The organism is Streptomyces sp. NPDC058092 (genome assembly GCF_042884935.1).
Classification (GTDB): domain Bacteria; phylum Actinomycetota; class Actinomycetes; order Streptomycetales; family Streptomycetaceae; genus Streptomyces.
Map to the genome: position 1 here is coordinate 260,632 of NZ_JBHVSY010000009.1, position 22,487 is coordinate 283,118.

Below are 22,487 nucleotides of genomic sequence, written 5' to 3' on the forward strand. Positions count from 1 at the left end.
AGAACTGGCTCGGTGTGAGCGAAGGGTCGACGCGATGGAGTCGATTGCAGGAAGTCCGGCAGAACCGCGGACCGGCGGCACGGCGGCGGCACGGCACGGCGCACCGGCGGCGGCAGGGGGCGGCGCGGACCGGGGCGCGGGTGCGCGGGGGAACCTGGGCGACCGGGCCAGGGGTTCCCTGCTCGGTCTCGCGGTCGGTGACGCGCTGGGCGCACCGGCGGAGAACCTGCGGCCGTCCGAGATCCGCCGCCGCTGGGGCCGGATCGAGGGCTTCGTGAGCGACGACCCCGCGGGCACGGACGACACGGAGTACGCGATCTTCTCCGGGCTGCTGCTCGCCCGGCACGGTTCGGCGCTGACCGTCACCCATGTCGAGCGGGCCTGGCATCTGTGGATCGCCGATCTGGACGAGGGGCCGTTCCGTGGCGCCGGGTTCAGTGAGCGGGGCACGCTGGAGAATCTGCGCCGGGGCCTCGCCGCCCCGATCTCCGCCCAGCACCGGCATGCCTGGAGCGACGGCCTGGCGATAAGAGCGGCGCCGTTCGGTGTCTTCGCGGCGGGCCGGCCGTACGAGGCGGCGCGTCTGGTCGCGGTGGACGGGCGGGTCAGCCATGACGGGGAGGGCATCTACGGCGGCCAGGCGGTGGCGGCCGGGGTGGCCGCCGCAATGGTGGGGGCCGGGCTCGCGTCGGTGATCGCCGCCGCGCTGTCCGTCGTTCCCATGGACTCCTGGACGGCGCGCTCGCTGCGGCGCGCGGTGGCGGCCGCGCAGCGCACGTACCCCGACCGGCTCACCATGGAGCGCGCGGTGCGTTCCGCGGTGGTGGTCGGCGGCTACCCGTGGACGGATCTGGCGCCGGAGGCGGTCGGCCTGGCGTTCGGCGCGTTCGCGGCGGCACGCGGCGACTTCCGTACGGCGGTGCTGACCGCGGTCAACATGGGCCGCGACGCGGACACCACGGCCGCGGTGGCGGGAGCCCTGGCCGGCGCCCTGCACGGGGCGTCCGCGATTCCGCGGCACTGGGGGGAGGCGATCGGCCCGGTCCGGGGCAGCTGTCTGCCGTCGATGCGGGGCTACCACGTCCTGGACATCGCGGAGTTGCTCACCCCGGACGACCCGGACGAGGCGTACGCGGGGGCAGGCGCGGGGGCAGGGGGCGAAGCCCGTACGCCGGACGGCGCCCCGACGCGCGACACCGGTTCCGTGTACGTGTCGCCCGGCGCCCCGCCCGTCTCCGACGACGAGGCCCCGGACCGGAACCACCCGCGTACGGACGCGGTCCCGGACCGTACGGACGCGGTCCCGGCCCCGGACAACGCCCTCCGTGCGCCCGTCTCCCCCGTCTCCCTCGCCGCCCGTCTCCGCACCCGTCCGGCGCCCGGGCGCCGGGCCCGGATCGAGGGGCTGTTGCTCGGGCTCGCCGCCGGGGACGCCGCCGGATGGCCGGCCGCGCGGCACCGGGCCACCCGGATGCCCGAGTGGACCCGGCGCCTCACCCGGGAGCTCGACACCTTCGCCGAGCAGAACGCCACCACCACGCTGCCCGTGCCCATCGCGCTCAACCAGCCGCCCGAACCCCTGCGGCTCGGGCCCTCCGACGACGCCGAATGGGCGGCGTTCGCCGCCGGGACCGTGCTCACCTCGGCGGCCGGTCCGCTGCACGGGCTGTCCTCCGAACGCCGGATGCGGGCCGCCATCGATGTCGCCTGGAACGCGCTGGCGGCCGAGGTCGCCGCGGCCGCCGCCCGGGCCCCCGAGGTCGAGTCCGCGGTGCTCCCGCTGCGCGCCCGGATCTCGGTACGGGCCGGGCTCGGCAATCTCGCCGCCGGATTGCGCCCGCCCGCCACCGGCCACGACAACCCGCACTACTTCGACGACGCGGCCTGCGTACGGGCCGCCGTTCTCGCCGTCGTCCACCCCGCCGACCCCACCGCCGCCGCCGACCTCGCCGAGTTCGACGCCCGCTACACGCAGGACGGCGACGGTGTGCACGGCGCGCGGGCGATGGCGGCCGCGATCGCCGAGGCGCTGGGCGGCGCGGACGTGGACACCGCGGTGAACGCCGCGCTCGCCCAGCTCCCCGACGGCACGGAGATCGCCCGCAACGCCGCCCACGCCGTCCGGATCGCCCGTGACTTCGTCGGCGAGGCAGCGGGCGCGTTCGCCCTCGTACCGGTGCTGGAGCATCAGATCGTCGACCACGTCTACAGCTACGGGATCGCCGCCGCCGAGACCGTCCCGGTCGCCCTCGCCCTCGCCACGGCGGCGCGCGGGCAGATCGCCCAGGCCGTTCCCGCGGCGGCGTGCCTGTCCCGGGTGGCCGACTCGGCGCCCGCCCTGGCCGGTGCGCTGACCGGTGCGCTCGGCGGCATCGGCGCCGTCCCGAACGGCTGGCGCGAGGCCTGCCGCACCCTGGCCGGGTGTGCGCTGCCCCGTCTCGCGGGGACCGATCTCATCGAACTCGCCGGGCTGCTGGCAGACACGGAACCGAAGCCCACGGGTGGACAATCCGGACATGACATCCACCATGCCCATGCGGTCCGAGGCGAGGACCACGGCACTCACACTCGATGAACGGATCACGGGAGCGCTCGTCGGCGCCGCGGTCGGCGACGCGCTCGGCGGTCCGGTGGAGGGCCGGTCCCCGGAGCAGATCACGGCCCGCCACGGCGGGCGGATCAGCGGCATCGTCGGCCCGTGGGACGGCGACGACTGGCGTACGGCCCGCCCCATCGCCCCGTACCACAAGGGCGACGGACACGTCACCGACGACACCTTGATGACCCATGCGCTGGTACGGGTGTACGGGGCGGTGCGCGACCACCTCGACGCGTACGCGGTCGCCGACCACCTGGTGCCCGAACTGATCTCCACCCCCCGCTGGATCCCGGAGCTGGAGGCGGACGCACTGCCGCTCCAGCGGATCTTCCTCGCCGAGAAGTGGATCGTCGCACGGCTGCACTACGGCCATGTCGATCCGCGCGAGGCGGGCTCCGGAAACATCGTCAACTGCGGTGCGGCGATGTACATGGCGCCGGTCGGCCTGGTCAACGCCGCGCACCCGCACGCCGCGTACGCCGAGGCGCTGGATGTCGCCGGCGCCCATCAGTCCTCGTACGGCAGGGAGGCGGCCGGAGTCTTCGCGGCGGCCGTCGCCGCGGCCTGCGCCCCGGGCGCGACGCCCGCCGCCGTCGTCGACACCTGCCTCTCGCTCGCCAAGGACGGCACCCGGTCCGCCATCGAGGCGGTATGCGAGGTAGCCGCCCGGTACGGGGACTTCGAGTCGGCGCTGGCCCCGCTGCGTACCGCCGTCGCTCCCTTCGACACCGTCGGCCCCGACTACCGCTCCCCCTCGCTCGGCGCTCGCCGGCCGTCCCGGCTGCATGCCATCGAGGAACTCCCGATCGCGCTCGGCATGCTGCTCGTCGCGGACGGCGACTACCGGCACACGGTCCTCGGCTCGGTCAACTACGGCCGGGACTGCGACTCGATCGCCACGATGAGCGGCGCCCTCGCGGGCGCGCTCCACGGCGAGCGGGCGATCCCCGCCACCTGGGTGAAAACGGTCGCCGGGGCCAGCCGGCTCGATCTGCACGCGCCCGCGCGGACCCTGGCGGACGTCGCCCGCGAGGTGTTCGTACGGGACACGGCCCGACGCCGCGCGCACGAGTCGGCGTTCGCCGCGCTGGCGGGCACGCCATGACGGTACGGGTGACGTGGGTGCAGCCCGAGGACCTGGTCGGGCACGAGCTGCGCCAGGCGGCCGAGGACGGACGGGACGCACGGGCCGTCGCACGCCGGTGGTACGAGGCAGGCGGCGCCCCCGCCCCGGAGCGCGCGGGCGCGTCGACTGCTCCGGCACCGGAGCTGCGTGCGCTCGCGGAGCGGCTGCTGGATGAACTCGCTCTGCTGGAATCGCCGTTGGAGGCCGACGAGCCGACGGAGCTGGTTGCCATCCGCGCCGCCTGCCCCGACTGGCCCGCCCCGCGCACGGAGCCGCCGCCGGTGAGTCAGGACCGGCTGCACGCCGCCTGGCTGGGCCGGGCCGCCGGCTGCCTGCTCGGCAAACCCGTCGAGAAACTGCCGCTCGCCGGCATCCGTGCACTGGCCCGCGCCACCGGAAACTGGCCACTGACCACGTGGTTCACGGCCAGGGGGCTGCCCGCCGAACTCGCTGCCACCTACCCCTGGAACCGCCGTTCCGCGGCCACCTCCCTGGCCGAGAACATCGACGGCATGCCGGAGGACGACGACCTCAACCACCCACTGCTCACCGTGCTGTTGCTCCAGCGGTACGGACCGTCCTTCACCACCGGCGACCTCGCCCGCCTCTGGCTCGACGAACTCCCGGCCGGCCGGACGTTCACCGCCGAGCGGGTCGCGTACCGCAATCTGCTCGACGGCATCGAGCCTCCGCACACCGCCAGGTACCACAATCCGTTCCGGGAGTGGATCGGCGCGCAGATCCGGGCCGATGTGCACGGCTGGACGCATCCGGGCGACCCGTCGGCCGCGGCGGAACAGGCGCATCGGGACGCCGTCCTCACCCATACCGCCAACGGGGTGTACGGGGCGATGTTCACCGCCGCGATGCTCGCCGAGGCGGCCGGCGGCGAGAGAGATGTGCACGGCTGTCTGGCGGCCGGGCTGCGTGTCGTACCGCCGCGTTCCCGGTTCGCGCACGCGGTGCGTTTCGGCGTCGGGGCGGCCCGCGGCGACGGCTTCGACGCGGCCGTCGACCGGCTGCACGCCGAGTACGGCGGCCACCACTGGGTCCATGTGCTGCCCAACGCCGCGCTGCTCGCGGCCGCCCTCACCCACGCCGACGGCGACTTCTCCGACTCCATCTGCCGTGCGGTGTCGGGCGGCTGGGACACCGACTCCAACGGTGCGACCGCCGGTTCGCTCGCCGGTCTGCTGGCCGGGAGCCCCGACGCGCTGCCCGACCGCTGGACCGCCCCGCTGAAGAACCGCCTCGCCACATCCGTCCCGGGTTTCGACGCCATCGGCTTCGACACCCTCGCCGAACAGACCCACCGGCTCACCCACAAGGAGGTACTCCGCCCATGACCGCCATCGCGGTGCTCGGCAGCACCAATCTGGACCTCGTCGCATACGTCGCACGGGCCCCGGAGCGCGGCGAGACCGTCACCGGACGGGAGCTGCGCACCATCCCCGGCGGCAAGGGCGCCAACCAGGCCGTCGCCGCCGCACGCGCGGGCGCCGATGTGACGATGATCGGCGCGGTCGGCGACGACGCGTACGGCACCCTGCTGCGGTCCAGCCTGGAGCACGCGGGCGTCGACACCGATCTGCTGCACACCGCCGAGGGCCCCAGCGGCACCGCGCACATCGTCGTCGACGACACGGGCTCCAACTCCATCGTGGTGGTCCCCGGCGCCAACGGCACCGTCACCGGACTCGGCCCCGGCGAAATGGCCGCCATCGCCGGAGCCGATCTGCTGCTCCTCCAGCTGGAGCTGCCGCTGTCCGCCGTACTGGAGGGCGCGCGAGTCGCCCACGCCCAGGGCGTACGGACCATCCTCACCCCGTCCCCCGTACAGCCCCTGCCGTCCGAACTCCTCGACTGCGTCGATGTGCTGATCCCCAACGAGCACGAGGCAGCCGCGCTCTCCGGCTCCGCGGACCCCGGCGCGGCAGCGCAGATCCTGCTCGGCCAGGTCCCGGCGGTCGTCATCACGCTCGGCTCGAAGGGCTGCCTGTACGCGGCCCGGGGCGGCGAACCCGTTCTCTTCCCCGCACCCGAGGTCACCGCCGTCGACACCACCGGGGCCGGGGACACCTTCGTCGGCACACTCGCCGTGGCGCTCGGCGAGCGACGGCCCGTACCCGAGTCACTGGCCTGGGCGTCGTCCGCCGCCGCGCTCTGCGTGCAGCGGCCGGGCGCCTCGACCTCCATGCCGTACCGCAGCGAGATCGACGCCGCATGAACGCGCCCGCGCAGGCACCTCTGACCGGACTGCGGGTCATCGACCTCGCGACGCTCTTCGCCGGCCCGCTCTCCGCCACCATGCTCGGCGACTTCGGCGCCGAGGTGATCAAGGTCGAGCATCCACACAGGCCCGATCCGTCGCGCGGGCACGGCCCGACGAAGGACGGCATCGGCCTGTGGTGGAAGCTGCTCGGCCGCAACAAGCGCAATCTGACCCTCGACCTGTCCAGCCCCGGCGGACGCGACATCCTGCTCCGGCTGGCCGCCGGAACCGATGTGATCATCGAGAACTTCCGGCCCGGAACGCTGGAGCGCTGGGGCCTCGGCTGGCAGGAGCTGCACGCCGTCAACCCGCGGCTGGTGCTGGCCAGGGTCACCGGCTTCGGCCAGTTCGGCCCGTACGCGCACCGTCCCGGCTTCGGCACCCTGGCCGAGGCGATGAGCGGGTTCGCCGCGATCACCGGGGAGCCGGACGGGCCGCCCACGCTCCCGCCGTTCGGGCTCGCCGACTCGATCGCGGCGCTGGCCACCGCGTACGCCGTGATGGCCGCGCTCGCCGGACGCGACCGGACCGGGGAGGGGCAGATCGTCGACATGGCGATCATCGAGCCGATCCTGACCGTGCTGGGGCCGCAGCCCGTCTGGTACGACCAGCTCGGCTACGTACAGCCGCGCACCGGCAACCGCTCCCGCAACAACGCGCCGCGCAACACGTACCGCACCTCGGACGGGCACTGGGTCGCGGTCTCCACCTCCGCGCAGTCGATCGCCGAGCGGGTGATGCGTCTGGTCGGCCGGCCCGGACTGATCGACGAACCCTGGTTCGGCTCCGGCACCACCCGCGCGGAGCACGCCGACGAGCTCGACGAGGCGGTCGGCAACTGGATCGCCCGGCACACCCGTGAGGAGGCGGTGTCCGCGTTCGAGAAGGCGGAGGCGGCGATCGCGCCGATCCACGACATCCAGGACGTGATGGCGGACCCGCAGTACCGGGCCCTCGGCTCCATCACCGAGGTCGACGACCCGGAGCTGGGACCGCTGAGGATGCAGAACGTCCTGTTCCGTCTCTCCGGGACGCCGGGTGCGATCCGCTGGGCGGGCCGGCCGCACGGCGCGGACACCGACGAGATCCTCACCGGTCTGGGCCTGTCGGCTCCGGAGATCGCCGCGCTGCGGGCGGAGCATGTGCTGTGACGGCGGCGGTCCCCCTCACCTTGCTGTACGTCCCCGGCGACCGGCCGGAGGTGGTGCGCAAGGCGCGCGACGCGGGCGCGGACGTGGTGATCGTCGATCTGGAGGACGCGGTCGCGCCGGACCGCAAGGAGTACGCGCGATCGGCCACCGCCGAGCTCCTGTCCGAGCCTGCCGAGGACACGGCCGTGCCGGTCCACGTCCGGGTCCACACCGAGGCGGACATCCTCGCCCTGGCCGGACTGCCGGGCCTCGCCGAACTCCGGCTGCCCAAGATCACACACGCGGCGTCCGTCCATCACATCGCGGCCGTGGCACCGGGGGTCGCGCTCTGTCCGCTGCTGGAATCGGCGCTCGGCATCGAGCACGCGTACACGGTCGCCGCCGCCCATCCCCAGGTGCGCTCCATCGCCCTGGGCGAGGCGGACCTCCGGGCCGATCTGGGGGTACGGGACGATGCCGGGCTCGACTGGTCGCGCAGCCGGGTCGTGGTCGCAGCCCGCGCGGCCGGACTGGCGCCGCCCACCCAGTCGGTGTTCCCTGACGTACGGGACCTGGACGGCCTGGCGGCGTCCTGCGCGCGGGGCCGGGCGCTGGGTTTCCTGGGGCGGGCGGCGATCCATCCCCGCCAGCTCCCGGTCATCGAACGGGCGTTCCGCCCCACGGCTCAGGAGGTCGAGGCGGCGACGGAGATCGTGGAGGCGGCCGCGACGGACGAGGGCGCGCTTGCCCTCCCGGACGGCCGGTTCGTCGACGCGGCGGTAGTGGCCTCGGCCCGTCGCACGCTCGCGCTGGCCGCTCGGGCGGGGTGACGGGGGCCTGTGCGGGCGGTCCGGCCGGCCGTCTTGACCTCTATCGAATCGCCGGACGGGCTTGATCGTGGCCTCGCACCGTCGGTCGCAAAATCAAGCCCGCCCGGCGATCGAGTACACGTGTGGGGCCCGAACCAGATGGTTCGGGCCCCACCACGTACAGCACAACGGCTCAGCCGTTCTTCGCCGCCTCCGCGGCCGGAGCGCCGTTCTTCTCCGTCGCCTTCGCGGTACCGTCCGCGTCGCTGGCGTCGCCGTCCTTCGCGACGCCGTCCTTCGCGGCATCGACGCCTTCGGCGTCACTCGCGTCCTCGGCGTCACCCGCGTCCTCGACGCCTCCGGCGTCCACCGCGTCCGGCTCCACGATCTCCTCGCGTCCCGGCCGTACCTTCGCCGAGATCACCATGTACAGCACCGCCAGCACGAACACGATCCCCGCGGTCCACACATTGAGGCGTACGCCCAGGATGTGGTGGGCCTCGTCGACCCGCATGTACTCGATCCAGCCCCGTCCCGCGCAGTACGCGGCGACGTACAGCGCGAACGCCCGGCCGTGTCCGAGCCTGAAGCGGCGGTCCGCCCAGATCACCAGCAGGGCGACACCGATGCACCACAGCGACTCGTACAGGAACGTCGGGTGGTACGTGCCGGCGACCCGGTTGGGGCCCTCGCTGATCTTCAGCGCCCACGGCACATCGGTCGGCTTGCCGTACAGCTCCTGGTTGAACCAGTTGCCCCAGCGGCCGCAGGCCTGGGCCAGGGCGATCCCCGGGGCGAGCGCGTCGGCCCAGGCCGGCAGCGGGATCCCGCGCCGACGGCAGCCGATCCAGGCACCGACGGCGCCGAGGGCGATCGCACCCCAGATGCCGAGGCCGCCCTGCCAGATCTTGAAGGCGTCGACCCAGTCCTCACCCTCGCTGAAGTACAGCTGGTAGTCGGTGATGACGTGGTAGAGCCGACCACCGACAAGACCGAAGGGCACGGCCCAGACGGCGATGTCGGCGACAGTGCCGGCTCTGCCGCCTCTGGCGATCCAGCGCTTGTTGCCGAACCAGACGGCGACGAAGACACCGATGATGATGCAGAACGCGTAGCCGCGGAGCGGGATCGGGCCGAGATCGATCACGCCGGTCGACGGACTGGGAATGTAGGCAAGGTCCATGGCAGGGTCGACGCTACCCTGCCGGGTGGGGCGTACGGCAACCCACCCGGCAACGTCTGGGTAACGGGCAGGTCATCCGTCCCCCTGCGTTTCCCCCTGCCGGACACCGGTCAGGAGCCCGACGGAGCCGGGGTGACCGTGCCCGGCTTCTTGCCCTTGTTGGCCTCGGCGACCCACTTCTTCAGGTTCGCCGAGGTGATCGGTTCGTTCCCCTTCTTCGGGAAGATCGGCTCTCCGTTGAGCAGCGCGGCCGGCGTGCCCTGGAATCCGCCGTTCCGGAACGCCGTGTTGGACTTCTGGACCCAGCTGTCGTGCTTGCCGTCCTCCACACAGCTACGGAAGGCGGAGGTGTCGAGCCCCGGGACCTTCTTGGAGAGCTCGATCAGCTTGGCGTTGTCACCGAAGGCGTCGTCGGTCTCCGGCGGCTGGTTGCGGTACAGGACGTCGTGATACGCGGAAAACTTGCCGACGTTCTGTGCGCAGGCCGCCGCGTTGGCCGCCCGCAGCGAGCCGCTGCCGCCGAGATTGCCGTCGATGAGCGTGGCGAGGTGGTACTCGATCTTGACCTGTCCACTGGTCTCCAGCTGGTGGGCGGTGTCCCGGAACGCGTTCTCGAACTGGGCGCAGACCGGACAGCGGAAGTCCTCCCAGATGGTGAGCGTGGACGGGGCATTGTCCGCGCCGACCCGGATGGCGAGGCTGTCCTTGCCGGTCGCGCCGGACGGGGCGACGACGGGGCCCGCCGTCTTGCCCTTGCCGCCCTTGCCGTTCGTGTTCGCGGCGATCACGCCGACGACCGTGGCCAGGCCCAGCACACCCACCACGGCGCTGCTGACGATCAGCGTGCGCCTGCGGCGCTCACGCGCCTTCTCGCGCTCTCGCTGCTGGACGAGCCGGTCTCGCGCGGCCCTTTTTCCCTGTTCGTTCTTCTCACTCACACCCGCAGCAACGAACCGGGGAGGCACGTGCGTGCCTCCCCGGTCCAGGTCCACCCGTTTGGGTTACACCCGATTCAGCGCTTTCGAACGCCTTCGGCGAGTTCGCCCGCCAAGGAGCGGACCGCGGCCAGGCCCGCCTCCTCGTCAGCGGCGTCGAGCATGCCCTTGACGAAGGCGGATCCGACGATCACCCCGTCGGCGAAGCCCGCGACCTCGGCGGCCTGTCGGGCGTTGGAGACGCCGAGGCCGACGCAGACCGGGAGGGACGTGGTGGCGCGGGTGCGCGCCACCAGGTCCTGGGCCTGCTCGCCGACGGACTCACGGGTGCCGGTGACGCCCATCAGCGAAGCCGCGTAGACGAAGCCGGAGCCGGCCGCGGTGATGGTGGCGAGGCGCTCGTCCTTGCTGCTCGGCGCGACGACGAAGACGGTCGCGAGACCGTGCTTGTCGGCGTGCTCGCGCCACAGCTCGGACTCCTGGACCGGCAGGTCGGGCAGGATGCACCCGGCGCCGCCCGCCTCGGCGAGCTCGGCCGTGAAGCGCTCGACGCCGTACCGGTCGATCGGGTTCCAGTACGTCATGACGAGGATCGGGACCCCGGTCGCCTCGTACGCCTCGCGGACCGTACGCATCACGTCGGCGATCTTCACGCCGCCGCGCAGGGCGATGTCGTCGGCGGTCTGGATGACCGGACCGTCGAGCACCGGGTCGCTGTGCGGCAGCCCCACCTCGACGATGTCCGCACCGCCCGCCACGACCGCCTTCACGGCGGCGATCGCGCCGTCGACGGTCGGGAAGCCGGCCGGGAGGTACGCGATGAGCGCGGCCCTGTTCTCCGCCTTCGCCGTCGCGAGGGAGGAGCTCAACAACTCCACGTTGCCGCTCACTTGGTGATCTCCTCTTCCCCGTCGGCCACATCGGCCTCGACGGTTCCGTCGGTCTCGCCGTACAGCCCGAAGTAGCGGGCCGCCGTGTCCATGTCCTTGTCGCCGCGGCCGGACAGATTGACCACGAGCAGTCCGTCCTTGCCGAGCTCCTTGCCGACTTCCAGGGCTCCGGCCAGCGCGTGGGCGCTCTCGATGGCCGGAATGATCCCTTCGGTGCGGGAGAGGAGGCGCAGCGACTGCATGGCGGCGTCGTCGGTGACCGCGCGGTACTCGCCGCGGCCGATGTCCTTGAGGTACGCGTGCTCCGGGCCGATGCCCGGGTAGTCGAGACCGGCCGAGATGGAGTACGGCTCGGTGATCTGGCCCTCGTCGTCCTGGAGGACGTAGCTGCGCGAGCCGTGCAGGATGCCGGGCTCGCCCGCGGTCAGGGTCGCCGCGTGCTCGCCGGTCTCCACTCCGTGTCCGGCGGGCTCGCAGCCGATCAGCCGGACGCGGGCGTCCGGGATGAAGGCGTGGAAGAGCCCGATGGCGTTGGAGCCGCCGCCGACACAGGCGATCGCGGCGTCCGGCAGCCGGCCGGTCCGCTCCAGGATCTGGCGGCGGGCCTCGACGCCGATGACGCGGTGGAAGTCGCGGACCATGACGGGGAAGGGGTGCGGTCCCGCGACGGTGCCGAAGAGGTAGTGCGTGTGGTCCACATTGGCGACCCAGTCGCGGAACGCCTCGTTGATGGCGTCCTTCAGGGTCCTGGAGCCGGACTTCACGGCGATGACCTCGGCACCGAGCATCCGCATCCGCGCCACGTTCAGCGCCTGGCGCTCGGTGTCGATCTCACCCATGTAGATGGTGCATTCGAGGCCGAAGAGCGCGCAGGCGGTGGCGGTGGCGACGCCGTGCTGGCCGGCGCCGGTCTCGGCGATGACCCGGGTCTTGCCCATGCGCCGGGTGAGCAGCGCCTGGCCCAGCACGTTGTTGATCTTGTGTGAGCCGGTGTGGTTCAGGTCCTCGCGCTTGAGGAAGATCCGGGCGCCGCCCGCGTGCTCGGCGAAGCGCGGGACCTCGGTCAGCGCGCTGGGGCGGCCGGTGTAGTTGACCATGAGCTCGTTGAGCTCGGCGGCGAAACCGGGGTCGGCCTTGGCCTTGTCGTACTCGACGGCGACCTCGTCCACGGCGGCGACGAGCGCCTCCGGGATGAACTTGCCGCCGAACGCACCGAAGTACCCCTCGGCGCTGGGGATCAGACCCTCCGGGTCCGGGATGAAGAAGTCAGATGACATCCGACGTGCTCCTCGACATTGCAATGGGTGGGTTCACCGTATGCGCCGTGAGCGGAGCGCCGCCGCGACCGGGGCGGTCGGGCGGTGCGGTCGTACGTACGGCAGGAGTGGTGCGGGTACGTCGGCCGGGGCTCGCTACAGCGCGGACCCTGTGCGCCATCGCATGCCGTTGACCTGGCCGGGCTCGTCGCCGATCACGTAACGCACGCGCCTGCCGTGCACACGTCGGGCCGGGGCGCGGCAGCCGCGGGGGCGGCAGCCGCGCGCCAGCGGCGCGTGCGGATCCCGGGCGGCCGTCGTACCGGCGGGGCGCAGGCCCGGCCGGACACGGGGCGCGGGACGGTGGGCGGACACGGTTGCGGTCAGCTCCGTCCGTGCCGGAGTGCCGGGTGGGCGCCCGCGGCGACCAGGTCGGCGACGGCGGCCCGCGGGTCGCGGCCGGTGACCAGGGATTCGCCCACGAGCACCGCGTCGGCACCCGCGTTGGCGTACGCGATCAGGTCGTGCGGACCGCGGACGCCGGACTCGGCGACCTTGACGATGTGGTCCGGGATCTCGGGGGCGACGCGCTCGAAGGTGGAGCGGTCGACCTTGAGGTCCTTCAGGTTGCGCGCGTTGACGCCGATGATTTTCGCCCCGGCGTCCACGGCGCGCTCCGCCTCCTCCTCGTCGTGCGCCTCGACCAGCGGCGTCAGGCCGATGGACTCGGCGCGCTCGATCAGGGAGACCAGGGCCTCCTGGTCGAGGGCGGCGACGATCAGCAGGGCGAGGTCGGCGCCGTAGGCGCGGGCCTCCCAGAGCTGGTACGAGGTGACGATGAAGTCCTTGCGCAGGACCGGGATGTCGACCTTGGCGCGGACGGCCTCCAGGTCGGCGAGCGAACCGCCGAAGCGGCGCTCCTCGGTGAGGACCGAGATGACGGACGCGCCGCCCGCCTCGTAGTCCGCGGCGAGCGCGGCCGGGTCGGCGATCGCGGCAAGGGCCCCCTTGGAGGGACTTGAGCGCTTGACCTCGCAGATGACGGTCACGCCCTCGCCGCGCAGGGCGGCGACTCCGTCCTTCGCCGCCGGAGCGCGCGCCGCGCGTTCCTTCAGCTCGTCGAGGCTTACACGCGCCTGCCGCTCTGCGAGGTCGGCGCGTACGCCGTCGATGATCTCGTCGAGCACACTCACGCGAGCGGCCCCCTTCCGGGACGGTGATGAGGGAACAGGATCAGCCATGTCAATGCTATCCGCAGGAGGCCGGAGGGCTCGAATCCAGTGGGCGAATGTCCCAGTACCTGGGCATTCAAGGCGCCAGCGCCGAGCCGAACGGCAGGTTTCGGACGACCGAGAAAGTCAGCAGCACCGCCCCGATCCCCCACCAGACGACGGGCTTCGCGGCGATGCTCATGGGCCGTCCCCGGGCGGTGCGGGACATCCAGACCACCCAGAGGACGGCGAAGATCCCGTAGCCGACGACGGCGAGCGCGTTGGAGCCGAGGGCGGCGGCGATGTCGCCGTGCGCGACGGCGTGCGCGCTGCGCAGCCCGCCGCAGCCCGGGCAGTACAGGCCGGTGAACCGGAGCAGCGGGCAGACCGGGTAGTGGCCCGGCTCATTGGGGTCGACGGCACCGACGTAGCCGAAGGCGCCGATGACGACGGCCATCACTCCCACCGGGGTGGCGAGCCGCCGGACGCGCGAGGCGGGGACGGGGGCCGGCGGGAAGACCGGCGGGTACGGGTGACCGGACGTCGGTGGCGGCTGCTGTCCGGGCGTCGGCGGCTGTCCGGAGCGCGGTAGCTGCTGTCCGGGCGTCGGTGGCTGTCCGGACGTCGGTGGCGTCGGCGGGTGGCCCGGGGCGGGCAGGGAGCCCGGCGCCCGGGATGCGGCGGCTGGAGTAGGCGTTGCGTCCACTCGGTGATTGTCCCCGCTGATGCGGAAAGGCGCAGCCGGGCCGGGCTGCGCCTCGCGATTCGTACGCGTGCTGCGTGGGTCAGGAGATCTGGGCCTGTCCGGCCCGCGCCCTGGCCTCGGCCATCTCCGCCGACTCCTTCGGCATGCCGAGGCCCGCGACCTTCATCGCGAGGCCGACGACCCCGCCGAGGAGGATGACGGCGATACTGGCCCAGAAGCCGACCAGGTTCGCCGCGACCATGAAGACGCCTGCGGCGCAGAAGCCGATGAAGGAGATGATGACACCGGTCCAGGCGGCCGGGGTGTGTCCGTGGTTGCTGCCCGCCATGAGTTGCTCCTTGTTGGTGATGCGCTGTTGGTATCGCTGTACGCAAAGCTGGTGCCGCTGTTGGTGCCGCTGTGTAGAAAGCTCGACGTCATTGTCCCGTACGTGCGGATAGGACGTGAGCTGGGGGGTCATGCCTCGCGCGTCGGGTCCTCGCCGCGGTCCAGGGCCTTCCACAGGTCCTCCGGCCGGTCGGGGTCCGGGGCGGTGCGGGCGGTCTTGCGGGGACGGGGAGTGCCGTCCCGTTCGTACCGTCCCGACATGGTGGGCCAGAGCTTCCCGTACCGCAGGGCGAGCAGTCCGGCGAGGAGGATCAGCAGGCCGCCGGCCGCGGTGACGTAGGGCCACGCGGTGTGGCTGAGGGCCTCGATGGTCGCCGAGGCGTCACCGGTGGTCTGGGCGGCCTTCTCGTCGAGTGCGGCGCTGTCGGAGGCGCCGAGGTAGGCGCTCAGTCCGGCACCGAGGCCGCTGAGGGCGAGGAGTCCGGCGACGATCAGCCGCCCGCCGCTGCGGACGGCGAAGACGGCGACGAGGGCGGCCAGGCCGACTATGGCGAGGGCCGCCGGGAGGCCGGTGACGTCCTGGCCGTCGGCGGTCAGCGGCAGGGAGCCGCCGCCGACGGCCGCCCGGCCCTCGGCCCACGTCTGGCCGGAGGCGAGGAGGACGACGGTGGCGCCGGCCGCCCCGAGGAGCAGGCCGGCGGCCAGGCTGCGGCGGCTTCCCGTCGCGTCGGGCGCGGTGGCCGCTCGGGCACGGGGCTGGGGTACGGGGACAGCACTCACGTACTCCACTATCCCTTACCGCCTCAGGCGCCGTGGAGCCGGTTGGCCGTATGCACCGCCCGGAGCACGGCCGCGGCCTTGTTGCGGCACTCGGTGTCCTCGGCCACCGGGTCGGAGTCGGCGACGACACCCGCTCCGGCCTGGACGTACGCCGTGCCGTCGCGGAGCAGGGCGGTACGGATGGCGATGGCGGTGTCGGAGTCCCCGGCGAAGTCGAGGTAGCCGACGCAGCCCCCGTACAGTCCGCGGCGGGTCGGTTCGAGCTCCTCGATGATCTGCATCGCGCGGGGCTTGGGGGCGCCGGAGAGGGTGCCCGCGGGGAAGCACGCGGTGAGGACGTCGAAGGCGGTGCGGCCCTCGGCGACGCGGCCGGTGACGGTGGAGACGATGTGCATGACGTGCGAGTACCGCTCGATCGACATGAAGTCGACGACCTCGACGGTGCCGGGTTCGCAGACCCGCCCCAGGTCGTTGCGGCCGAGGTCGACGAGCATCAGGTGCTCGGCGCGTTCCTTGGGGTCGGCGAGGAGTTCCTCGGCGAGGGCCTGGTCCTCCTGCGGGGTGGCACCACGGTGCCTGGTACCGGCGATCGGGTGGACCATGGCGCGGCCGTCCTCGACCTTGACGAGGGCTTCCGGGCTGGAGCCGGCGACGTCGAAGCCGTCGAAGCGGAAGAGGTACATGTACGGCGACGGGTTGGTGGCGCGCAGCACCCGGTAGACGTCCAACGCGCTTGCCGTGCACGGGGTTTCGAAGCGCTGGGAGGGGACGACCTGGAAGGCCTCGCCGGCCCTGATGCGTTCCTTCACGTCCTCGACGGCGTCCTGGTACGCCTCGCCGCCCCACAGTGCGGTGTACGGGGGGAGCTCGGACGGCGGGAGGGTGGCGGGGGCGTTCTCGACCGGGCGGGAGAGGTCCTGCTCCATGGCGTCGAGACGGGCGACGGCGTCCGCGTACGCCTCGTCGACGCCGGTCGCGAGGTCGTTGTGGTTGATCGCGTTGGCGATCAACAGGACGCTGCCGTCCCAGTGGTCGAGCACGGCCAGGTCCGAGGTGAGCAGCATCGTCAGCTCGGGAACGTGGAGGTCGTCCTCGACGCTGTCGCCGATCTTCTCCAGGCGGCGCACGATGTCGTAGCCCAGGTAGCCGACCATGCCGCCCGTGAACGGGGGCAGTCCGTCGTCGACGACCAGGTCGTGCGGGGTGTGCAGGGTCTCGATGGTGGCGCGCAGGACCCGCAGCGGGTCGCCGTCGACGGGGACGCCGACGGGCGGGGTGCCCAGCCAGTGGGCCTGCCCGTCGCGTGCGGTGAGGGTGGCGGCGCTGCGTACCCCGATGAAGGAGTAGCGCGACCAGGTGCGGCCGTTCTCGGCGGATTCGAGGAGGAAGGTGCCGGTGCGCTCGCCCGCGAGTTTGCGGTAGAGCCCGACCGGGGTGTCGCCGTCCGCGAGGAGGCGGCGGCTGACGGGGATGACGCGCCGGTCGACGGCCAGTTTGCGGAAGGTATCGAGATCCATGGCGGCTGACCCTACTGCGCGAGCGGGAGGACGTCGGCGTCGAAGCAGGTGCGGTCGCCGGTGTGGCAGGCGGCACCCGTCTGGTCGACCTTGACGAGGACGGTGTCGGCGTCGCAGTCGAGGGCGACGGACTTGACCTGCTGGATGTGGCCCGATGTGTCGCCCTTGACCCAGTACTCCTGACGGCTGCGGGACCAGTAGGTGCAGCGGCCGGTGGTGAGGGTGCGGTGCAGTGCCTCGTCGTCCATCCAGCCGAGCATCAGCACTTCGCCGGTGTCGTACTGCTGGGCGATGGCCGGGACGAGGCCGTCGGCGCCGCGCTTGAGGCGGGCGGCGATGGCCGGGTCGAGGTTGCCGGACGGCGGCGGGGAGCTGGGCGTGGGCGCGCTGGTCATGCGCCCATTGTGCCGTGGGCGCGGGAGCGGTTCGGGGTTGCGTCCACTGGGCGGACCGCGTGCGACGGTCGTACGCTGGCGACCATGTCGACCCATGCGAAGCGTGAACGACTTCTGCTCGCCGACCTTTTGGAGGCGGCGGGACCGGAAGCCCCGACCCTGTGCCACGGCTGGACGACCCGGGACCTGGCCGCCCATGTGGTGGTCCGGGAGCGTCGGCCGGACGCGGCGGGCGGGTTGGTGCTGGGACTGCTGAGAAACCGACTCGAACGGGTGCAGGAGGAGTACACGGCGAAACCGTACGAGGAACTGATCCAGCTGATCCGCACCGGGCCGCCACGGATGTCTCCGTTCGGTCTGAAGCAGATCGACGAGGCCGCCAACACCGTCGAGTTCTACATCCACACGGAGGATGTCCGCCGGGCCCAGCCGGACTGGTCGCGGCGGGAGCTGGACCCGGTCTTCGCCGACGTGCTCTGGTCGCGCGCCGAGAGGACGGCCCGGCTGCTGGGCCGCAAGTCCCCGGTGGGGCTGGTGCTGCGCCGCCCCGACGGCCAGACGGCGGTGGCGCACAAGGGCACCCCGGTGGTGACGGTCACCGGCGAGCCGGGCGAGCTGCTGCTCTTCGCGTTCGGCCGGCAGGACGCGGCGACGGTGGAGCTGGCGGGCGACCAGGAGGCGGTGGCCCGGCTGCACACGGCGGAGCTGGGGATGTAGGGCCTGTCCGGCGGATCGGGGTCGGACGGGCCCCGAGGCGTACGGGTCCGGGTCAGCGGGGGAGTTCCGCGCGGCGCAGCCGGGTGAAGGCCAGCGCGGCCACCGCCCCCGTCGCGGCCACCGCGGCACTGGCGACGAAGACCGGGCCCGTCCCCCAGGCCGCGACGGCCACTCCCGTGACCGGGAAGCTGAGCGGGGCGATCGCGTGGGTGAAGAGCGTCGAGACCGAGGTGACCCGCCCCAGGTAGGCGGGGTCGGTGACGGTCTGCATCAGGGCGCCGCACAAGGAGCCGCCGAGGCCGGCGAAGAGACCGATGCAGACGGCGACGAAGGCGGCGAGGCCCACCGAGGGGACGTACGCCAGGGCTCCTATGGCGACAGCGCCGATCAGCACCGTCAGGCACATCACGAGCCCGGCTCGCGGCACCCGGCCCCGCACGGCAAGCACCAGGGCCGACGCACCGGCGCCGATCCCGAACGCGGCGACGATCCAGCCCATCCCGGAGGCGCCCCAGTCGCGCTCGCGGGCGAGCAGGATCAGTCCGAGGTTGAGCGGTCCGGTGAAGCCCAGTTCGCTGAGGGCGACGGCGAGCATCAGCGGTCCGAGCACCGGGTGGCGGCGGATGTGCCGCAACCCGTCGGCCAGTTCGTGCCAGGCGTTGCCGGACGGTTCGGTGCTCTCCTGCTGGGCGGGCAGTGGGCTGATCCGCAGGGACAGCAGCAGCGGCAGTGATACGGCGAAGAGCAGCCCGGCCGCGGCGAACGCGAGCCTCGGGCCGCCGACGGCCACCGCGACACCGCCGAGCGGGGCCCCGACGACGTTGGCGGCACGGGAGGCGAGTCCGCGCAGTCCCTGGACGCGGGCCAGCTGTCCGGCGGCGGTGATCCGGGGCGGCAGTGCACCGACGGCGGGCAGGAACAGTGCGTCGACCACACCGAAGACCAGACCGACGGCGATCAGCATCCACAGAGCGGGCGAGGTGAACAGCAGCGCGCCCGCCAGGCCCAGGACGACCAGGCAACGGGCGGCGTCGCTGCCGATGACGACGCGGCGCGGGCCGAGCCGGTCGGCGAGCACTCCCCCACCGAGTAACAGCACGGCCCGGGGTATGGAGCCGACGGCGAGGACGAGTCCGGTCTGGGAGGCGTTGCCGGTGCGGGCGGCGGCCCAGGCGAGCGCCATGTAGTAGACGCTGTCGCCGATCATCGACGCGGCGTAGGCACCGAGCCAGCGCAGCACGTTGCCGTCGCGGTGTGCGGGTCGTTCGGGAGATTTCGTGGCCGTGGCGGTGACGGTCATGAGGGGGGTCCTCTCGGGGCGTCGGCTCAGCTGCGGAACGGGAATGCGTACAGGTGCAGGGCGACGTTCTCGCGGTCTTCCGTGTCTCCTGCCTCATCGCGGGCGCGGCCCCGCTCCTCGTACCGGTCGATCAGCTCGTGCATCTCACGGCTGAGCGCGGTGAGCTCCTCGGCGGTGAGCCGGGCCAGGTACTCGGAGCCGGAGGCGGCGCTGCGCCACTTCAGTGGCCAGCTCTGGGCCGAGTCGATGTAGCGGCGGTACAGCTCGACGTGCTGGTCGAACACGAGCCGGCCGACAGCGGCATGCGTCGCGACCTTCTCGGGCGCGTCGTTGAAGTCCTCGTTGTGCAGGTTCAGCCTCTTCGAGGCGGGCTGCCACCAGCGCTCCCGCCCGTCCGCGCCCTGCTGCTCGGCCTCTTCGATCAGACCGTGGTCGGCGAGTTTGCGCAGGTGGTAGCTGACCAGCGAGACCGCCTCGTCGACCTGCTCGGCGAGCTGGGAGGCGGTGGCCTTACGGGAGATGTAGAGGGCCCGGTAGAGCTTCATCCGCAGGGGGTGCCCGAACGCCTTCAGGGTCTCCAGATCCGAGATCCGGCGCGATTCATTGCTTGCCATGCCCTTCACCGTAGATAGAAAAGGAAAGTTGCGCAATCTTTCTTGCGCAATAAAAGTTGCGGAGTTCCGGATGGCGTTGTCGCCGCGGTCGGAAAGGAGCGGGCCCCGGAACGGCGATCGCCGGACGGGGCCGAAAAACGGCTCCGTCCGGCGATCGATGAGTGCCGCGGTCAGCGGACCGGGTGTCCGGCCTCCCTGAGAGCGCCCTTGACCTCGGAGATCCGCAGATCGCCGAAGTGGAAGACGGACGCGGCGAGCACCGCGTCGGCCCCCGCCGCGATGGCCGGCGCGAAGTCCGCGAGCCGGCCCGCGCCGCCGGAGGCGATGACGGGGACGGTCACGTGCTGCCGTACCGCCGCGATCATCTCGGTGTCGTAGCCGTCCTTGGTGCCGTCGGCGTCCATGGAGTTGAGCAGGATCTCGCCCGCGCCCAGCTCGGCGGCCCGGTGCGCCCACTCGACGGCGTCGATGCCGGTGCCCTTGCGGCCGCCGTGCGTGGTGACCTCGAAGGTGCCCGCGGGGGTGCGCCGGGCGTCCACGGAGAGCACCAGGACCTGGCGGCCGAAGCGCTCGGCGATCTCCCGGATGAGGTCGGGGCGGGCGATGGCCGCGGTGTTGACGCCGACCTTGTCCGCGCCGGCCCGCAGCAGCTTGTCGACGTCGTCGGCGGTGCGTACGCCACCGCCGACGGTGAGCGGGATGAAGACCTGCTCGGCGGTGCGGCGCACCACGTCGTAGGTGGTCTCCCGGTCGCCGCTGGACGCGGTGATGTCCAGGAAGGTCAGCTCGTCGGCGCCCTCGGCGTCGTACAGCTTCGCCATCTCGACGGGGTCGCCCGCATCGCGCAGGTTCTGGAAGTTGACGCCCTTGACGACCCGGCCCTTGTCGACGTCCAGGCACGGGATGACGCGTACCGCGAGAGTCATCGCACACCTGCCCGGTAGGCCTCGACCTCGACCTCGACGACCAGGCTCGGGTCCACGAAACCGGACACGATGATCATCGACGCCGCGGGGCGGACATCGTCGAAGAGCTCCTTGTGGGCGCGGCCGACCTCGTCCACGTCCCGGGCGTGCGTGACGTACATCCGGGTGCGGACGACGTCCTCGCGGCCCAGACCGAGCTGCTTCAGCGCGTCGAAGGCGACCTTGAAGGAGGTGACGGTCTGCTCGTAGGGGCCGCCCGCGGAGATCTGCCCGTTCTCCACCGACGTGCAGCCGGCGACCAGGACGAGGCCGTTCGGCAGCTCGACCGCGCGGGAGTAGCCGAACTTGTCCTCCCAGGGGGCGCCGGAGGAGATGCGGTTGACGGAGTCGCTCATCCGGAGACCACCTGCAGCGCTTCTTCGAGGGTGAACGCCTTCGCGTACAGCGCCTTGCCGACGATCGCGCCCTCGACGCCCTCCGGGACGAGCGAGGCGATGGCCCGCAGGTCGTCCAGCGAGGAGACGCCGCCCGAGGCGACGACGGGCTTGTCGGTGGCGGCGCAGACGTTCTTCAGGAGCTCCAGGTTGGGGCCCTGGAGCGTGCCGTCCTTGGCGATGTCGGTGACGACGTAACGGGCGCAGCCCTCGGAGTCGAGGCGGGCGAGCGTCTCGTAGAGGTCGCCGCCGTCGCGGGTCCAGCCGCGGCCGCGCAGCGTCGTGCCGCGGACGTCGAGGCCGACGGCGATCTTGTCACCGTGCTCGGCGATGATCTTGGCGACCCACTGAGGGGTCTCCAGGGCGGCGGTGCCGAGGTTGACCCGGGTGCAGCCGGTGGCGAGGGCGGCGGCCAGCGAGGCGTCGTCGCGGATGCCGCCGGAGAGCTCGACCTTGATGTCCATGGAGCGGGCGACCTCGGCGATCTGCGCCCGGTTGTCACCGGTGCCGAACGCGGCGTCCAGGTCGACGAGATGCAGCCATTCGGCGCCTGCCTGCTGCCAGGCGAGAGCGGCCTGCAGCGGGTCGCCGTAGGAGGTCTCGGAGCCGGACTCGCCGTGGACGAGGCGAACGGCCTGGCCGTCGCGGACGTCGACGGCGGGGAGGAGTTCAAGCTTCGGCATTACAGCGTCTCGATCCAGTTGGTCAGCAGCTGGGCGCCGGCATCGCCGGACTTCTCGGGGTGGAACTGGGTGGCCCACAGGGCGCCGTTCTCCACGGCCGCGACGAACGGCTCGCCGTGGGTGGCCCAGGTGACCCGGGGCGCGCGGATCTTGGCGTTGGTGACCTCCAGGCTCCAGTCGTGCACGGCGTAGGAGTGCACGAAGTAGAACCGGGCCTCGGGGTCGAGACCTGCGAAGAGCTGGGAGTCCTCGGGGGACCGCACGGTGTTCCAGCCCATGTGCGGGACGATCGGGGCCTTCAGCGGGGCGACGGTACCGGGCCATTCGTCCAGCCCCTCCGTCTCCACGCCGTGCTCGATGCCGCGCTCGAAGAGGATCTGCATACCGACGCAGATGCCCATGACGGGGCGGCCGCCGGCCAGCCTGCGGCCGATGATCCATTCGCCGCGGGCCTTCTTCAGCCCCTCCATGCAGGCGGAGAACGCGCCGACGCCGGGCACCAGCAGCCCGTCGGCGTTCATCGCCTTCTCGTAGTCGCGGGTGATCTCGACGTCCGCGCCGACGTGGGCGAGGGCCCGCTCGGCGGAGCGGACGTTGCCGAAGCCGTAGTCGAAGACGACGACCTTCTTCTTGCCGCTCGTCATCCGGTCGTTCTTCTGGTCGCTCACAAGTCCTAC

24 protein-coding genes and 1 pseudogene are annotated in these 22,487 nt (G+C 72.4%); 8 read left to right on the top strand and 17 right to left on the bottom strand.

What is annotated here, in order from left to right; all coding sequences use genetic code 11:
* Positions 1 to 34: 34 nt before the first annotated feature.
* The 7 genes and pseudogenes from ACFVV1_RS17810 to ACFVV1_RS17840 form a co-directional block, all read left to right on the top strand.
* Positions 35 to 1,144, top strand: a pseudogene (locus ACFVV1_RS17810) (ADP-ribosylglycohydrolase family protein); the annotation flags it as partial.
* A gap of 252 nt (positions 1,145 to 1,396) precedes the next feature.
* A complete protein-coding gene (locus ACFVV1_RS17815; protein WP_389990182.1) occupies positions 1,397 to 2,575 on the top strand; it encodes an ADP-ribosylglycohydrolase family protein in 1,179 nt (392 codons plus the stop codon).
* The gene (locus ACFVV1_RS17820; protein WP_389990124.1) at positions 2,517 to 3,704 is read left to right on the top strand and encodes an ADP-ribosylglycohydrolase family protein; all 1,188 of its coding nucleotides are present in this window, start codon (positions 2,517 to 2,519) and stop codon (positions 3,702 to 3,704) included. Before ACFVV1_RS17815 ends, ACFVV1_RS17820 begins: the two co-directional genes overlap by 59 nt.
* Positions 3,701 to 5,071: an ADP-ribosylglycohydrolase family protein gene (locus tag ACFVV1_RS17825; RefSeq protein WP_389990125.1), complete on the top strand. Its 1,371-nt coding sequence runs from the start codon at positions 3,701 to 3,703 to the stop codon at positions 5,069 to 5,071. The genes ACFVV1_RS17820 and ACFVV1_RS17825 overlap by 4 nt, the downstream gene beginning before the upstream one ends.
* Positions 5,068 to 5,952 carry a ribokinase gene (gene rbsK, locus ACFVV1_RS17830; protein ID WP_389990126.1) on the top strand — a complete coding sequence of 295 codons (885 nt, stop codon included), beginning with the start codon at positions 5,068 to 5,070 and terminating at the stop codon, positions 5,950 to 5,952. The genes ACFVV1_RS17825 and rbsK overlap by 4 nt, the downstream gene beginning before the upstream one ends.
* On the top strand, positions 5,949 to 7,148 hold the full coding sequence (locus tag ACFVV1_RS17835) for a CaiB/BaiF CoA transferase family protein (protein ID WP_389990127.1): 1,200 nt from the start codon (positions 5,949 to 5,951) through the stop codon (positions 7,146 to 7,148). The genes rbsK and ACFVV1_RS17835 overlap by 4 nt, the downstream gene beginning before the upstream one ends.
* Entirely contained in the window at positions 7,145 to 7,957 is an 813-nt protein-coding gene (locus tag ACFVV1_RS17840; RefSeq protein ID WP_389990128.1) for an HpcH/HpaI aldolase/citrate lyase family protein, read from the top strand. Before ACFVV1_RS17835 ends, ACFVV1_RS17840 begins: the two co-directional genes overlap by 4 nt.
* A 172-nt stretch (positions 7,958 to 8,129) precedes the next feature.
* Here ACFVV1_RS17840 and lgt read toward each other — a convergent pair whose 3' ends face one another.
* The 11 genes from lgt to hisI all read right to left on the bottom strand — a co-directional run bounded on the left by lgt (position 8,130) and on the right by hisI (position 17,136).
* Positions 8,130 to 9,119, bottom strand: coding sequence for a prolipoprotein diacylglyceryl transferase (gene lgt / locus ACFVV1_RS17845; protein WP_389990129.1), 990 nt, complete (start codon positions 9,117 to 9,119; stop codon positions 8,130 to 8,132).
* A gap of 110 nt (positions 9,120 to 9,229) precedes the next feature.
* Positions 9,230 to 10,057: a thioredoxin domain-containing protein gene (locus tag ACFVV1_RS17850; RefSeq protein WP_389990130.1), complete on the bottom strand. Its 828-nt coding sequence runs from the start codon at positions 10,055 to 10,057 to the stop codon at positions 9,230 to 9,232.
* 74 nt (positions 10,058 to 10,131) lie between these two features.
* Positions 10,132 to 10,944: a tryptophan synthase subunit alpha gene (trpA, locus tag ACFVV1_RS17855; RefSeq protein WP_389990131.1), complete on the bottom strand. Its 813-nt coding sequence runs from the start codon at positions 10,942 to 10,944 to the stop codon at positions 10,132 to 10,134.
* A complete protein-coding gene (trpB, locus tag ACFVV1_RS17860; RefSeq protein ID WP_389990132.1) occupies positions 10,941 to 12,221 on the bottom strand; it encodes a tryptophan synthase subunit beta in 1,281 nt (426 codons plus the stop codon). Before trpB ends, trpA begins: the two co-directional genes overlap by 4 nt.
* A 135-nt stretch (positions 12,222 to 12,356) precedes the next feature.
* On the bottom strand, positions 12,357 to 12,575 hold the full coding sequence (gene trpM / locus ACFVV1_RS17865) for a tryptophan biosynthesis modulator TrpM (RefSeq protein ID WP_389990133.1): 219 nt from the start codon (positions 12,573 to 12,575) through the stop codon (positions 12,357 to 12,359).
* Between the two features lie 8 nt (positions 12,576 to 12,583).
* Positions 12,584 to 13,393, bottom strand: a complete 810-nt coding sequence (trpC, locus tag ACFVV1_RS17870) for an indole-3-glycerol phosphate synthase TrpC (RefSeq protein ID WP_383976469.1) — start codon at positions 13,391 to 13,393, stop codon at positions 12,584 to 12,586.
* Positions 13,394 to 13,508: 115 nt separating this feature from the next.
* Complete coding sequence (locus ACFVV1_RS17875; protein WP_389990134.1) at positions 13,509 to 14,117, bottom strand: DUF2752 domain-containing protein; 609 nt, start codon at positions 14,115 to 14,117, stop codon at positions 13,509 to 13,511.
* A gap of 79 nt (positions 14,118 to 14,196) precedes the next feature.
* Positions 14,197 to 14,445: an HGxxPAAW family protein gene (locus ACFVV1_RS17880; protein ID WP_389990183.1), complete on the bottom strand. Its 249-nt coding sequence runs from the start codon at positions 14,443 to 14,445 to the stop codon at positions 14,197 to 14,199.
* Positions 14,446 to 14,573: 128 nt separating this feature from the next.
* Positions 14,574 to 15,233, bottom strand: coding sequence for a TIGR02234 family membrane protein (locus ACFVV1_RS17885; protein WP_389990135.1), 660 nt, complete (start codon positions 15,231 to 15,233; stop codon positions 14,574 to 14,576).
* A gap of 14 nt (positions 15,234 to 15,247) precedes the next feature.
* Positions 15,248 to 16,741, bottom strand: coding sequence for an anthranilate synthase component I (locus ACFVV1_RS17890; RefSeq protein WP_389990136.1), 1,494 nt, complete (start codon positions 16,739 to 16,741; stop codon positions 15,248 to 15,250).
* Positions 16,742 to 16,752: 11 nt separating this feature from the next.
* Entirely contained in the window at positions 16,753 to 17,136 is a 384-nt protein-coding gene (gene hisI, locus ACFVV1_RS17895) for a phosphoribosyl-AMP cyclohydrolase (RefSeq protein ID WP_389990137.1), read from the bottom strand.
* Between the two features lie 84 nt (positions 17,137 to 17,220).
* On the opposite strand from hisI, the gene ACFVV1_RS17900 reads away from it, so the two are divergent.
* Positions 17,221 to 17,853: a TIGR03085 family metal-binding protein gene (locus tag ACFVV1_RS17900; RefSeq protein WP_389990138.1), complete on the top strand. Its 633-nt coding sequence runs from the start codon at positions 17,221 to 17,223 to the stop codon at positions 17,851 to 17,853.
* Positions 17,854 to 17,905: 52 nt separating this feature from the next.
* On the opposite strand, the gene ACFVV1_RS17905 is transcribed toward ACFVV1_RS17900, so the two are convergent.
* The 6 genes from ACFVV1_RS17905 to hisH form a co-directional block, all read right to left on the bottom strand.
* Positions 17,906 to 19,153 carry an MFS transporter gene (locus ACFVV1_RS17905; RefSeq protein WP_389990139.1) on the bottom strand — a complete coding sequence of 416 codons (1,248 nt, stop codon included), beginning with the start codon at positions 19,151 to 19,153 and terminating at the stop codon, positions 17,906 to 17,908.
* Positions 19,154 to 19,179: 26 nt separating this feature from the next.
* A complete protein-coding gene (locus ACFVV1_RS17910) occupies positions 19,180 to 19,767 on the bottom strand; it encodes an ArsR/SmtB family transcription factor (protein WP_389990140.1) in 588 nt (195 codons plus the stop codon).
* Between the two features lie 170 nt (positions 19,768 to 19,937).
* Complete coding sequence (gene hisF, locus ACFVV1_RS17915) at positions 19,938 to 20,693, bottom strand: imidazole glycerol phosphate synthase subunit HisF (RefSeq protein WP_389990141.1); 756 nt, start codon at positions 20,691 to 20,693, stop codon at positions 19,938 to 19,940.
* A complete protein-coding gene (locus ACFVV1_RS17920; RefSeq protein ID WP_389990142.1) occupies positions 20,690 to 21,088 on the bottom strand; it encodes a RidA family protein in 399 nt (132 codons plus the stop codon). Before ACFVV1_RS17920 ends, hisF begins: the two co-directional genes overlap by 4 nt.
* Complete coding sequence (priA, locus tag ACFVV1_RS17925) at positions 21,085 to 21,810, bottom strand: bifunctional 1-(5-phosphoribosyl)-5-((5-phosphoribosylamino)methylideneamino)imidazole-4-carboxamide isomerase/phosphoribosylanthranilate isomerase PriA (RefSeq protein ID WP_389990143.1); 726 nt, start codon at positions 21,808 to 21,810, stop codon at positions 21,085 to 21,087. Before priA ends, ACFVV1_RS17920 begins: the two co-directional genes overlap by 4 nt.
* Complete coding sequence (gene hisH / locus ACFVV1_RS17930) at positions 21,810 to 22,454, bottom strand: imidazole glycerol phosphate synthase subunit HisH (RefSeq protein ID WP_389990184.1); 645 nt, start codon at positions 22,452 to 22,454, stop codon at positions 21,810 to 21,812. Before hisH ends, priA begins: the two co-directional genes overlap by 1 nt.
* Between the last annotated feature and the right edge of the window lie 33 nt (positions 22,455 to 22,487).